We start from the raw sequence: 12,748 nt of genomic DNA, 5'->3' as shown, positions 1-12,748 counted from the left end.
CTCTTTATCAAAGATGAACCGCACTTTTCGCTAAAAAGTGCGGTCATCAAATTGCGGTTTCTTGCTTTTCAATATGGGGGGAGTTTTTGATTAATCAAACAAACTTTTTACAGTTAGGACTAACCAATCCCAAGCCTTACCAAAAATACCGCCTTCTTGGACTTCTTGCATCACTTGTAAATCAATTTTCGCGATGTCTTTACCCTCTAATTGATAAACGACTTGACCCACCACTTCACCTTTCGCTAACGGTGCTTGCAAGTATTTTTTATTGAGCTCATAACGGGCTTTTAACTCAGTTTGTTTGCCTTTCGGGATCGTAATAAATCCATCTTGTAATACCCCTAAAGACACTTTCCCCATGTCACCATAATAAACAGATTGCTCAGAAATTGCTTTACCCGCTTCAAGGGTTTTAAAAGTATCAAAATTCGCGAATCCCCACTGTAATAATTTTTTACTTTCGACTTCACGTCCTTTAATAGTTGGTACACCCATCACCACCGAAATCAAACGCATATTGTTTGCATTGGTCGCTGAAGCAACTAAGTTATAACCTGCTTTATCCGTATGCCCCGTTTTAATGCCATCCACTTGAATGCTTTTATCCCATAACAAGCCATTACGGTTATTCTGTTTAATCTTATTAAAAGTAAAATCCTTTTCTGCGTAAATTTTATATTCTTCCGGTAAATCACGGATTAAATGCGCACCAATAATCGCCATATCGCGGGCAGAGGAATATTGATTATCCTCATCTAAACCATGTACCGTGGTAAAATGCGTATTTTTTAAGCCAAATTGTTGCGCATATTTATTCATAGTGTCAACAAAGGCAGGTACAGAACCAGCAACATGCTCTGCAATGGCCACAGAGGCATCATTACCTGACACAATAATCACACCGCGGTTTAAATCAGACACAGACACTTGCTGATTTAAATTTAAAAACATTTTTGACGAGCCAGGAAAATTCTTTCCCCATGCACTTTCGCCAATCGTCACTCTATCCGCATTATTGATTTTACCTTGTTTTAAAGCATCACCAACGACATAACTGGTCATCATTTTTGTTAATGAGGCAGGATATTGGCGTTGATCAGGATTCAATGCAGCAATAACCGCACCCGAATTATAATCCATTAAAATAAAGGTTTGCGCATTCAATTGTGGCACCGCAATCCCATAATCAATATCTTGCGCCAACAAACTTGGGGCAATACATAAGCCCGTTATCAATGCAATTTTACTTTTCGTTACAACTGTTTTAAACATACTCTCCGTATCCATCTTAAATAAGGTTAATCGTCAAAGGTGTACACAATTAATGGTTTCGAGTAATTCAATTTTCTTAATTGTGCTTTGACGTCATTGACTTGAGATTTATCGCTAAACGGTCCAAAGTAAATATCAACTTTATCCTGATTTACTGTGATGTCCGCACGAATATCCTCACGTCCCAATTTACTAATTAATTTTTCAGCTTGTTTTTTTGAATCTAAATTAAGTATACGGATTTTATAAACCGTTGTATATTTTTCAGGCTTAGTGGTCGCTGCTTTTACTGTTTTTTCTTCAGTATGTTGTGTTAATTCGACCGTATCCTCTCCTTGCAGTAACATATTGACTGCCTCTTGGTTCTTGGCTAATTTTGCCAACGTCGCACTGGCTGCGCCTGAAATTCGCCCTTGTCTATCTAACTGTATCAGTTCCACACGCACATGACCAACACCACTACCAATTAAGCCGATTTCTCGCGCTGCAGCACGTGATAAATCAATAATTCGACCTTTTACAAAAGGTCCTCGGTCATTAATGCGCACGATCACTTTACGTTGATTACGTAAATTCGTAACCAACACATAGCTGTTCAAGGGGAGCGTTTTATGCGCAGCCGTATATAAATTTTCGTTGTAAATTTGACCACTCGCCGTTTTTCGTCCATTAAATTTTTTATGGTAAAAGCTGGCAATACCATCTCTCGCATAGCCACTGGCCTCTTTGGACGTTTGTGTGCGATAACTCACCCCTTTCACCACATAATGATGTGATTTGGTTACGGGTGCTTGATAGATCAACTTCGGGCCTTGTAAACCATAAAGCTTCTTTGCATCTATTGCTTGAGCACTCATCACATAGAATATGCAACAAAGTGCGGTCAATATTTGAAAAATTTTTTGTTTCATCATCGTTCAGTTCAATTATTAAGAATCACTATCTAAGATAATAAATCGTTTAATTAGTTCCCTTTAAAAAATGTTCTTTATGGGTATGAATGGACATAATCAGCCCAAATCCTGCCATTAAGGTAACAAAAGATGTGCCACCATAACTGACTAAAGGTAAAGGCACACCAACTACAGGCAAGATCCCGCTAACCATGCCAATATTCACAAACACGTAAATGAAGAAAATCAGCGTAATCGCGCCCACTAAAATTCGTCCAAAGGCGGTTTGAGCGTTGACTCCGATCATCAATCCGCGCCCCACAATAAATAAATAAATGGCCATTAAAATCAGAAAGCCGATCATGCCATATTCTTCACTTAATACCGCAAAAATAAAATCCGTATGCGGTTCAGGTAAAAACTCTAACTGCGACTGTGTTCCTTCCATCCAGCCTTTACCACTTAATCCGCCCGAGCCAATCGCAATTTTTGACTGTAAAATATGAAATCCTGCCCCTAATGGATCTTTTTCTGGATCGAAGAGTGTTAATACACGCGTTCGTTGGTAATCGTGCATTAAATAGAACCACATAATCGGAATAAAACAAGCCACCCCGACAACCGCAATCAGAATCAACCACCAGCTCATTCCTGCTAGAAAGACGACAAATAGCCCCGATGCGCTCACCAAAATCGATGTGCCTAAATCTGGCTGAATTGCCACTAACAATGTCGGAACGAGGATTAAAATCAGTGCAATAAAGGTCTGACCTAACGTTGGTGGCAATGGTCGTTTCCCAAGGTAAACCGCCACCATCAAAGGCACTGCCAGTTTTACAATTTCTGAGGGTTGGAAACGAAATAACCCCAGATCTAACCAGCGTTGTGCCCCTTTACTCGTCGTCCCAATCACATCCACTAAAATTAATAAAATAATACCGACACCAAAAAGCAGAGGAGCAATGCGCTGATAAAACTTCGGCGGGAATTGTGCCATCACCAACATGACCGCAAAGCCTAAGGCAACTTGGATCAAGCGGTTACGAAACATCGCTTCATTCCCCCCTGACGCACTATATAAGACCAATAAGCCATAACCGGAAATTACAATCAATCCGATCAACAGCCATAAATCAATGTGCAATTTGCGCCATAAAGACAGCCAAATATTCTTTTTATGCATTATTCTGAGTCCTCAGTTGCTAACGAGTCAGCAGGAGATAAACGCGATATTTGAGGCAATCGTTGCGTTAAATAATAATCCATAATTTGACGCACCACAGGCGCTGCCACACTGGATCCCCCTCCCGCATTTTCTAAAATAATCGCCACCACCATTTTAGGATCATCATAAGGCGCATAAGCAGTAAACCAAGCATGATCATGCAATTCTTTTTTCAATCCACTCGCATCATAAGTTTGGTTTTCTTTCAAACTAAAGACTTGCGCGGTCCCTGATTTGCCCGCAACACGATAACTGGTTCCAATGAAAGCTTTACGTCCCGTGCCATTCGCAGCATTGACCACGTTATACATACCTCGCTTAGCCGCGTCCCAGTAAGCCGCTTTAGGCTCAGTAATATCTTCATATAACAGTGGATCTTGATAAGGTTCAACTGTACTGCCCTCCACACTTTTCATTAAATGTGGTGTATGAACTTTCCCTTCATTGATTAAAATACTGGTGGCTTTTGCCACTTGTAAGGGGGTGGCAATCCAATAACCCTGCCCAATCCCAACGGAAATCGTATCGCCTTGTACCCATGGGCGTTTATGGCGCTTTTGTTTCCACTCACGACTTGGCATAATCCCTGCCGTTTCTTCCTGAATATCAATACCTGTCGGCACACCGAAACCAAAGCGTTTCATCCAATCGGATAAACGATCAATGCCCATGTTATAAGCGGTTTGGTAAAAATATGTATCAGACGATTCCACAATCGCTTTATTCAAGTCCGTATGCCCATGCCCCGTTTTTTTCCAATCCCGGAAACGCTTGGTAGTATTTGGTAGAACCCAATAGCCAGGATCAAAAATGGTCATATTTTGTGTAATCACATTTTCATGTAATGCTGCAACACCAATGAACGGTTTGACAGTCGAAGCTGGCGGATAAGCACCTTGTGTTACGCGACTATATAAAGGACGGTTTGGATCATTTAATAACCGTTTATAATCCGCACTGGATATACCATCAACAAATAAATTGTTGTCATAACTTGGTGTGGAAACCATCGCGAGAATGCTGTTATCTTTTGGATCTAGCACCACAACTGCCCCTTTTTGCCCGCTAAGCAAATCAGTAATATAACGTTGCAATTCTAAATCAATAGTCAAATGAATACTTTTTCCTGCAATCGCTGGCTGTTCGCGTAATTTACGGATCACTTTACCGCGGTTATTGACTTCCACTTCTTCAAAGCCCGTACTCCCGTGTAATTGTGTTTCGTAATAACGTTCAATGCCCAATTTACCAATATCATGTGTGCCTGCGTAATTTGCAAATTTCCCTTCTTTTTTTAGGCGTTCAACATCTTTATCATTAATTTTCGCGACATAACCCAGAATATGCGTTAAGGGTTCTCCGTATAAATAATGGCGTTTAAAATACGGCTTCACTTCTAAACTGGTAAAACGGTATTGATTGACCGAAAAACGGGCAATCTGCTCCTCAGTTAAGTGTGGTTTCAGTAAAATAGAGGTGTAACGCGAAGCGCGACGGCGCTCTTTTTTGAAATTTTCAATATCCTCTTCCGTCAGCCCCACAATCGCTTTCAATTCTTCAAAAGTGCGCTCTAAATTTTCCACTTTTTCAGGCACAATATAGAGACCAAAAAAGGTTAAATTTTCCGCTAACAATTTGCCATAACGATCATAGATAAGCCCACGAGTAGGCGGAAGAGGTAACAATTTAATGCGGTTACCATTTGAACGAGTCTGATAACTGTCGTAATTGACGATTTGTAAATGGTATAAATTGGTTGCCAAAATTGCCGTCAGCACCCACACAAAAATAAATGAAACTAATGCTCGGCGGGCAAATAAATTGCGCTCCGATTTTTTATCTCTAATCAATTCTTGTTGTGGTTTAGCCAACAATTTTTTTAACTTTTTCATTGAATCACAGCATTATTCACGATGATATGGATGATTCATGGTCACAGACCAAGCACGATACAAACTCTCGGCGACCACAACACGCACGAGCGGATGCGGTAGCGTAAGCGGTGATAATGACCAACTTTGTTCTGCTGCTGCTTTACATTCGGCAGACAGCCCTTCTGGACCACCAATCAGTAAACTGAGATCACGCCCATCGTTTTTCCAGACCTCTAGCTGCGTAGCCAATTGCTCCGTAGTCCAAGGTTTACCGGGAATATCTAACGTGACGATACGGCTTTTTCCACACGCGGCTAACATCGCTTTGCCTTCTTGTTCTAAAATACGTTTAATATCCGCATTTTTACCGCGTTTTCCGGCTGGAATTTCAATAAGCTCAAAAGGCATCTCTTTGGGAAAACGACGTTGATATTCTTCAAATCCCGTCGTCACCCAGTTCGGCATTTTGGTACCCACGGCAATCAGTTGAATCTTCACTGATTAGCCCCATAGTTTCTCAAGCTGATACATCTCTCGACTGTCTGCTTGCATAATATGCACAATCGCTTGCCCTAAATCAACGACGATCCAATCTGCCGTTTCCTGTCCTTCATCGCCAAAGGTTTCAAATCCTGCTTGTTTACATTCCGTAATCAAATTTTGTGCCAGCGAAGACACATGACGACTCGAGTTGCCAGTACAAATTACCATATCATCAGTAATCGGCGATTTGCCACGCACATCTAAGCGTAAAATATCCGTGGCTTTTAAATCATCTAATTTATCAATAATAAAATCGACTAAGGTATTCAAAATAGGCTTTCCTTCATGATAAAAAAGTCGCAAATTCTATCACGACTTCAATGAGCTTAAAAGTTTCGTTTTAGACTGCGCTTTTTCTGAAAAGTGCGGTTTGAATTTGCACTATTTTTGCTGTTGTTATTGCCACGCTTGATCCGATACGGTTTTGGCAAGGTCAATAACGCCGCCACATCATATTGACTGACAGGAATACTATGTGAGATATATTCTTCAATTGCGGGCAAATTCATCGCATATTCTTCACACGCAAAACTAATCGACACTCCACTCTCCCCCGCACGCCCAGTACGACCGATACGGTGTACATAGTCCTCGCGATCATCTGGCAAATCATAATTAAACACATGCGACACATCAGAGATATGTAAACCACGTGCAGCCACATCGGTCGCCACGAGAATATCCAAATGACCTTCGGTAAATTGCTTCAACAGTGAAAGGCGTTTTTTCTGTGCGACATCGCCAGTGAGTAGCCCCACACGGTGACCATCTGCCGCCAGATAGCCCCAGATATCTTCACAACGATGTTTCGTGTTAGCAAAAATAATGCAACGTTCTGGCCATTCTTCTTCTAACAACGTGAGCAACAACGCCATCTTATCTTGGTTTGAAGGATAAAAAAGTTCTTCTTTAATACGATGTCCCGTTTTTTGTAAGGGTTCAATTTCTACATATTCCGGATCATTCATATCCTCAAACGCCAATTCGCGCACTTTATAGGATAAGGTCGCAGAAAATAGCATGGTCAAACGGTGTTGTGGCGCTGGGCATTTACGCAATAAATAACGAATATCTTTAATAAAGCCAAGATCAAACATCCGATCCGCTTCATCTAACACGACCACTTGAATTTTGTCTAAACGCACAATGCCTTGTTTCACATAGTCAATCACACGTCCAGTGGTACCAATTAAAATATCAACACCTTGCTCAATGGCTTTGAGTTGTTTCTCATAGCCATCGCCACCATAGGCAAGTCCTGTTTTTAATCCTGTGGCTTTCGTAAGTAACGCTGCATCATTATTGATTTGAACAGCAAGCTCACGCGTTGGTGCAAGAATCAAGGCGCGTGGCTGACGTCCCCCTTTATCGCCTTGTTGAGTTAATAAATGATGAAAGGTCGCTGTTAAAAACGCCATCGTTTTGCCTGTACCGGTTTGTGCTTGTCCAGCCACATCTTTTCCCGCCAAACTCATTGGCAAAGAAAGTGCTTGAATCGGGGTACAGTAATCAAAGCCTTTTTCTTGTAACGCAGCAAGCACCTGATGGTGCAAGGGTAAATCAGAAAAACGAAGTTGCGATAAATAATTATTTTGCATAAAAGAATAAATCTGTGAGAAAAATTGCGTTAAGAATAGCACGAAGTGATAAAATCCCCAAAAAATGACCGCACTTTTTCACTTTTTTAGTAAAAACACCGTACTAAAACTAGACACCCATAGGTTTTAGTGATAATTTACGCACATTCTAAAAAATCACATATTCACCTTTTTTATTCTTTATAATCAAATCAATAACAACCCTCAAATATTATGCATCTTACAGAACTTAAAAATAGACCCGTTTCTGAATTAGTGGAACTCGGTGAAGGTCAAATGGGCTTGGAAAATCTAGCTCGCCTACGCAAACAAGACATTGTCTTCGCAATCTTAAAACAACACGCTAAAAGCGGTGAGGACATCTTTGGTGGTGGTGTGTTAGAAATTCTACCCGATGGTTTCGGTTTCTTACGCTCCGCTGACAGTTCCTACCTTGCCGGTCCTGATGATATCTATGTTTCACCAAGTCAAATCCGTCGTTTCAACTTACAAACAGGTGATAAAATTGAAGGTAAAATTCGTCCACCTAAAGAAGGTGAACGTTATTTTGCGTTATTAAAAGTCGATCAAGTCAATGACGACCGACCTGAAGTGTCCCGTAGCAAGATTTTATTCGAAAACTTAACCCCTTTACATGCGAACTCTCGTCTCAGAATGGAGCGAGGTAACGGCTCAACGGAAGATCTAACTGCCCGCATTTTGGATTTAGCCTCCCCGATTGGTAAAGGGCAACGTGGTTTGATTGTGGCGCCACCCAAAGCCGGTAAAACCATGTTGTTACAAAACATCGCACAAAGCATTACTTACAATTACCCTGAATGTGAATTGATCGTGTTATTAATTGACGAACGTCCAGAAGAAGTGACTGAAATGCAACGTTCGGTTAAAGGTGAAGTGATTGCTTCGACCTTTGATGAACCCGCAACTCGCCACGTACAAGTCGCTGAAATGGTGATTGAGAAAGCAAAACGTTCTGTTGAGCATAAAAAAGACGTGGTGATCCTCCTTGATTCAATTACACGTTTGGCACGTGCTTATAACACCGTCACTCCGGCATCAGGCAAAATTCTTTCTGGTGGTGTGGATGCTAATGCGTTACACCGTCCAAAACGTTTCTTCGGTGCGGCACGTAATGTCGAAGAAGGTGGTAGCTTAACCATTATCGCCACAGCACTCGTAGATACGGGCTCAAAAATGGACGAAGTTATCTTTGAAGAGTTCAAAGGAACCGGTAATATGGAATTGCATCTTTCGCGCAAAATTGCCGAAAAACGCGTTTTCCCAGCCATTGACTTCAACCGTTCAGGCACCCGTAAAGAAGATTTACTCACAAGCCCAGATGAACTACAAAAAATGTGGATCCTACGTAAAATTTTACATCCAATGGGCGAAGTGGAAGCGATGGAATTCCTCATTGATAAACTCATGGTCGCCAAAACCAATGATGAGTTTTTTGAAATGATGAAACGTTCATAACCTCATCACGAAATAAAAGCCTCAAAATCAATTTTGAGGCTTTTTCTTTATTCGACAATCTGCTTATTTGCTTCTTTTTTTGCTTTGTTACGCCAAAGCCCTTTCAAGACAAATCCGAGCGCCAACAACACAACCACCAGTATTTTCCAAAATTTCGCCACAAAAGCCGTTATCACAGCAAATAAACCAACTTTTGTGGCTAAAGTAATACCGCCAATTAAGCTCGTTAAGCCATGTTCATAGACTGCATCTGTAGCTGGATCAAAATCAGCATAGCGCTTTCCTGTATTAAAACGAATCCGTGATAGTAAATCTTGCGCAATATGTTGTTCCGCTTTAATCCGATCCTCGCCTGTAATAAACCCTAATTCAATATAGCCTTCACGACCTAACACATAAGTATTGTAATTAATGGTATTATCCAACTCAGGATTGGCATAAGGTCCTACTTCTTTTAAATTAACCGCCCAAATCAAACGGTTATTTTTTTCATCATAGGTCGGTTTTTGAATCCAATCTACCATTTCAATTTCTGCGATACCTCTCTCGCGACGAATTTTATTTTGTTCTTCATCTCCTTCACGCAAAGCAGTAAAAAGTGCTTGAGCATCCCACTTACGCGCCTCTTTATCAGATACATAGCCCACATCATCGAACAGAATATCTGCTATCCATTCGGAATCCTCATTATCTTCCATCACAATACCAAGACGTTCCAAGATCTGATTATTGCCGATTAATTCCATATATTGATTAGCTTCTTCCGCTGGTAGAAAAATCATCCCTGCGGGCAAAGTGAAAGTGGCTTGATCCGCTAAAGGAATAGTTGCAGGACCTTCAATGGCTTGTGAAAAGAGTTGCTCATAAAGCCAATCTTCTTCTGCGCTGTTCTCTGCATTCACATGCCAGCTCAATCCTAATAGTAAAAGTGCGGTCAATTTGATAAGTATTTTCATGAGTTGTCGATTCCTAAGTGCCTACTGAATATCAAGGTATTGATTATGCTCAAGTAAAAAAATGCGGTCAATAAATTACTTTATGACCGCATGGGAAAACAGAAAAAGAATACTTAAATCAGAATTTGTGCCAAGGTATATCCTACACAACAGGCTGTCACCACACCAATTAATCCCGGCACCATGAAACTGTGGTTAAAGTAATATTTACCAATTTTGGTTGTGCCTGTCACATCAAAGTTCACGGTGGCAATATCAGATGGATAGTTCGGGATAAAGAAATAACCATAGGTTGCCGGCATTAATCCGATAAGTAATGGTGCTGGTAATCCCATCGCAATCCCTACTGGTAATAACATCCGTGCGGTTGCTGCTTGGCTGTTAATCACCACAGATACCGCAAACAAGGCAAAGGCAAATGTCCATGGATAGGTTTGTACCATTTCTGTAATACCCGCTTTAAACGACGGCATTGCATATTGGAAATAAGTATCACTCATCCAGGCGATACCGAAAATCGCAATGGCTGCAACCATACCCGATTTAAAGACCACCCCATTTGGTACAGTTTGGACATTGGTTTTAGTCACCAATAAAATAATCCCGCCAAAACCGAGCATCATCATTTGAATAATTAATGACATAGAAATCGGTTTTTTCGCTTCACCAATAGTACGAATCTCAGGGAACATCGCGATAATTACAATAGTAATTAAGGCTAATAAGAATAAATAAACCGCATGTCTTGCCGCTGGAGGTAATGTTTCGTTTAAAGATGTACTCGTAGTATTTAAAATACGATCACGCCAAACTGGATCTTCTAAACGACGCTGATACTCAGGATCAGCCTCGAGTTCTTTACCGCGACGTAAGCTATATAAAGACAATGCAATCGTGCCGATTAAAGTCGCCGGTACAGTCACAGAAATGATGCTTAACAAGGTGACATGTTCAAAACCCGGTAGGGCAACGATTTGTGCTAAATAATACACCACTGCCGCAGAAATTGGGCTCGACGTAATCGCAAGTTGTGAAGCCACAGAAGCCGCAGCCATCGGGCGTTCTGGACGAATTTTATTTTTTAATGCCACATCACCAATGATTGGCATAATCGAATAAACGGCATGACCCGTACCGAGCATAAAGGTCATCGTATATGTCACTAAAGGTCCCAAAATGGTGACACGTTTTGGATTACTACGTAACACTCGCTCTGCGATCTGCAACATGAATTTTAACCCGCCCGCGGCTTCTAAAATGGAAGCACAAGTCACGACGGCTAAAATAATTAACATCACTTCAATCGGTGGTGAAGTTGGAGGCATGCGGAAAATAAAGACTTCAATTAATAAACCAATACCAGATACCACACCAAGCCCGATCCCGCCAAAACGGCTACCCAAATAAAGGGCGACCAGCAGGAATAAAAACTCTAAATAAAGCATAAATATACCTCTAAAATGTTATAAAAAATTCTAGAAACAATCATACTTGATTTCTCTTTGCACACAATCGTTTTCATTCTCTTTGATGTAATTTTTTATAAGAATTAAACAATTTTTTGGTTTAAATCAAAGAAATGAAATTGGCGAAAAAAGGAGGGATAAGAAAAGGCATAATCAGAAGAGAAAAGAGAAAAAATTTAGGCGGTGATAACACCGCCTAAATACGAATTATTGATTGTTTTGAACGTAATCGATCGCAGATTGAACTGTCGTGATTTTCTCAGCTTCTTCGTCTGGAATTTCGATATCGAACTCTTCTTCTAAAGCCATGACTAATTCAACAGTATCTAAAGAATCCGCACCTAAATCTTCAACGAAAGACGCTTCAGGTTTAACTTCGTCTTCTTTAACGCCTAATTGTTCAACGATGATTTTTTTTACGCGTTCTTCAATGCTCATTTGTTTCTTCCTATGTTTAGTTTTTCGCTCACTGCGATGAGTTAGTAGTGTATATATTTTTTGTAAAGTTACAATGATTTTTGTCGGTGGTCAAACCTTAAAAGCATTTTTCAAAAAACACATACAGTGAAAATATAGTTACGTTACTTCATATACGCTTAAAGTGGCGTAACCAAGTTACATGCGAGGGGGATTTTAACATTAAGCAAAAAATTTGGCTATGCTTTTATCCCCTAAAATCTGTAATTGCATTATGACTATTAGTTGGTATACATCCCACCATTCACATGTAATGTAGTACCTGTAATATAACCCGCATCATCCGAAGCTAAAAAGGCGACCGCTTTGGCAATATCTTTTGGATCACCTAAACGCCCTGCTGGAACTTGAGATAAAATACCGGCTTTTTGCTCTTCTGTTAACACATCTGTCATATCGGTTGCGATAAAACCAGGCGCTACTACATTCACAGTAATACCACGAGAAGCCACTTCTTTTGCAAGCGCTTTACTAAAACCAATCAAGCCTGCTTTTGCAGCACAATAGTTAGTTTGACCAGGATTACCCATCGATCCGACTACTGAACCAATCGTAATAATGCGACCAAAACGCTTTTTCATCATAGAACGCAACATGGCTTTTGATAAGTGATACACCGAAGTTAAATTAGTTTGCATGATATCAAACCATTCTTCATCTTTCATACGCATTAACAGATTATCACGTGTAATGCCTGCATTATTGACTAAAATATCAATCTCACCGAAATCTGCTTTGATTTTCTCTAGCGTTGTTTCAATCGAGGCAAGATCAGACACGTTCAGCACAAGCCCTTTACCTTTCTCGCCTAAATAGGCAGAAATACTTTCTGCGCCTTTTTCAGACGTTGCTGTACCGATAACAAATGCGCCTTTTGCACTTAATTCTTCTGCAATCGCACGACCAATACCACGCGTTGCGCCTGTTACTAATGCAATTTTACCCTGCATTGAATCTCCCCTTTT

The 12,748-nt window shown here is 40.5% G+C and carries 12 protein-coding genes; 1 reads left to right on the top strand and 11 read right to left on the bottom strand.

Annotated features, from left to right (window positions below):
• Positions 1-90: 90 nt before the first annotated feature.
• Genes KPF51_RS00670 through rhlB form a run of 7 tightly spaced genes read right to left on the bottom strand, consistent with a single transcriptional unit; the run spans position 91 to position 7,408 of the window.
• Positions 91-1,275 (bottom strand): serine hydrolase, encoded by a 1,185-nt coding sequence (locus KPF51_RS00670; RefSeq protein ID WP_005725031.1) that lies wholly within the window; start codon positions 1,273-1,275, stop codon positions 91-93.
• 26 nt (positions 1,276-1,301) lie between these two features.
• The gene (locus KPF51_RS00665) at positions 1,302-2,186 is read right to left on the bottom strand and encodes a septal ring lytic transglycosylase RlpA family protein (protein WP_172452387.1); all 885 of its coding nucleotides are present in this window, start codon (positions 2,184-2,186) and stop codon (positions 1,302-1,304) included.
• Positions 2,187-2,235: 49 nt separating this feature from the next.
• Entirely contained in the window at positions 2,236-3,351 is a 1,116-nt protein-coding gene (gene rodA / locus KPF51_RS00660; RefSeq protein WP_005725028.1) for a rod shape-determining protein RodA, read from the bottom strand.
• Complete coding sequence (gene mrdA / locus KPF51_RS00655) at positions 3,351-5,285, bottom strand: penicillin-binding protein 2 (protein WP_005752384.1); 1,935 nt, start codon at positions 5,283-5,285, stop codon at positions 3,351-3,353. Before mrdA ends, rodA begins: the two co-directional genes overlap by 1 nt.
• 12 nt (positions 5,286-5,297) lie before the next feature.
• Entirely contained in the window at positions 5,298-5,765 is a 468-nt protein-coding gene (gene rlmH / locus KPF51_RS00650; protein ID WP_005719416.1) for a 23S rRNA (pseudouridine(1915)-N(3))-methyltransferase RlmH, read from the bottom strand.
• Between the two features lie 3 nt (positions 5,766-5,768).
• Positions 5,769-6,080 (bottom strand): ribosome silencing factor, encoded by a 312-nt coding sequence (rsfS, locus tag KPF51_RS00645; RefSeq protein ID WP_005755549.1) that lies wholly within the window; start codon positions 6,078-6,080, stop codon positions 5,769-5,771.
• A 56-nt stretch (positions 6,081-6,136) separates the two neighbouring features.
• The gene (rhlB, locus tag KPF51_RS00640) at positions 6,137-7,408 is read right to left on the bottom strand and encodes an ATP-dependent RNA helicase RhlB (RefSeq protein WP_005752382.1); all 1,272 of its coding nucleotides are present in this window, start codon (positions 7,406-7,408) and stop codon (positions 6,137-6,139) included.
• 213 nt (positions 7,409-7,621) lie between these two features.
• Here rhlB and rho point away from each other — a divergent pair, with 213 nt between their 5' ends.
• Positions 7,622-8,884: a transcription termination factor Rho gene (rho, locus tag KPF51_RS00635; RefSeq protein ID WP_005725026.1), complete on the top strand. Its 1,263-nt coding sequence runs from the start codon at positions 7,622-7,624 to the stop codon at positions 8,882-8,884.
• 47 nt (positions 8,885-8,931) lie between these two features.
• Here rho and KPF51_RS00630 read toward each other — a convergent pair whose 3' ends face one another.
• The 4 genes from KPF51_RS00630 to fabG form a co-directional block, all read right to left on the bottom strand.
• The gene (locus KPF51_RS00630) at positions 8,932-9,840 is read right to left on the bottom strand and encodes a DUF2167 domain-containing protein (RefSeq protein ID WP_061406258.1); all 909 of its coding nucleotides are present in this window, start codon (positions 9,838-9,840) and stop codon (positions 8,932-8,934) included.
• A 113-nt stretch (positions 9,841-9,953) separates the two neighbouring features.
• On the bottom strand, positions 9,954-11,285 hold the full coding sequence (locus tag KPF51_RS00625) for an anaerobic C4-dicarboxylate transporter (RefSeq protein ID WP_005719410.1): 1,332 nt from the start codon (positions 11,283-11,285) through the stop codon (positions 9,954-9,956).
• Positions 11,286-11,513: 228 nt separating this feature from the next.
• The gene (acpP, locus tag KPF51_RS00620) at positions 11,514-11,744 is read right to left on the bottom strand and encodes an acyl carrier protein (RefSeq protein WP_005725021.1); all 231 of its coding nucleotides are present in this window, start codon (positions 11,742-11,744) and stop codon (positions 11,514-11,516) included.
• 260 nt (positions 11,745-12,004) lie between these two features.
• Positions 12,005-12,733: a 3-oxoacyl-ACP reductase FabG gene (gene fabG, locus KPF51_RS00615; protein WP_005725020.1), complete on the bottom strand. Its 729-nt coding sequence runs from the start codon at positions 12,731-12,733 to the stop codon at positions 12,005-12,007.
• Positions 12,734-12,748: the final 15 nt, after the last annotated feature.

This window comes from Pasteurella sp. XG20, from assembly GCF_018968665.1.
In the GTDB taxonomy this organism is placed as follows: Bacteria; Pseudomonadota; Gammaproteobacteria; order Enterobacterales; family Pasteurellaceae; genus Pasteurella; species Pasteurella multocida.
This window is presented reverse-complemented; position numbering and strand designations above follow the sequence as displayed.

Coding starts and splice junctions, on each gene's coding strand:
- rodA (WP_005725028.1), bottom strand. CDS start 3,351: ATGCATAAAAAGAATATTTGGCTGTCTTTATGGCGCAAATTGCACATT.
- KPF51_RS00630 (WP_061406258.1), bottom strand. CDS start 9,840: ATGAAAATACTTATCAAATTGACCGCACTTTTACTATTAGGATTGAGC.
- KPF51_RS00670 (WP_005725031.1), bottom strand. CDS start 1,275: ATGTTTAAAACAGTTGTAACGAAAAGTAAAATTGCATTGATAACGGGC.
- mrdA (WP_005752384.1), bottom strand. CDS start 5,285: ATGAAAAAGTTAAAAAAATTGTTGGCTAAACCACAACAAGAATTGATT.
- KPF51_RS00665 (WP_172452387.1), bottom strand. CDS start 2,186: ATGAAACAAAAAATTTTTCAAATATTGACCGCACTTTGTTGCATATTC.
- rhlB (WP_005752382.1), bottom strand. CDS start 7,408: ATGCAAAATAATTATTTATCGCAACTTCGTTTTTCTGATTTACCCTTG.
- rho (WP_005725026.1), top strand. CDS start 7,622: ATGCATCTTACAGAACTTAAAAATAGACCCGTTTCTGAATTAGTGGAA.
- KPF51_RS00625 (WP_005719410.1), bottom strand. CDS start 11,285: ATGCTTTATTTAGAGTTTTTATTCCTGCTGGTCGCCCTTTATTTGGGT.
- acpP (WP_005725021.1), bottom strand. CDS start 11,744: ATGAGCATTGAAGAACGCGTAAAAAAAATCATCGTTGAACAATTAGGC.
- fabG (WP_005725020.1), bottom strand. CDS start 12,733: ATGCAGGGTAAAATTGCATTAGTAACAGGCGCAACGCGTGGTATTGGT.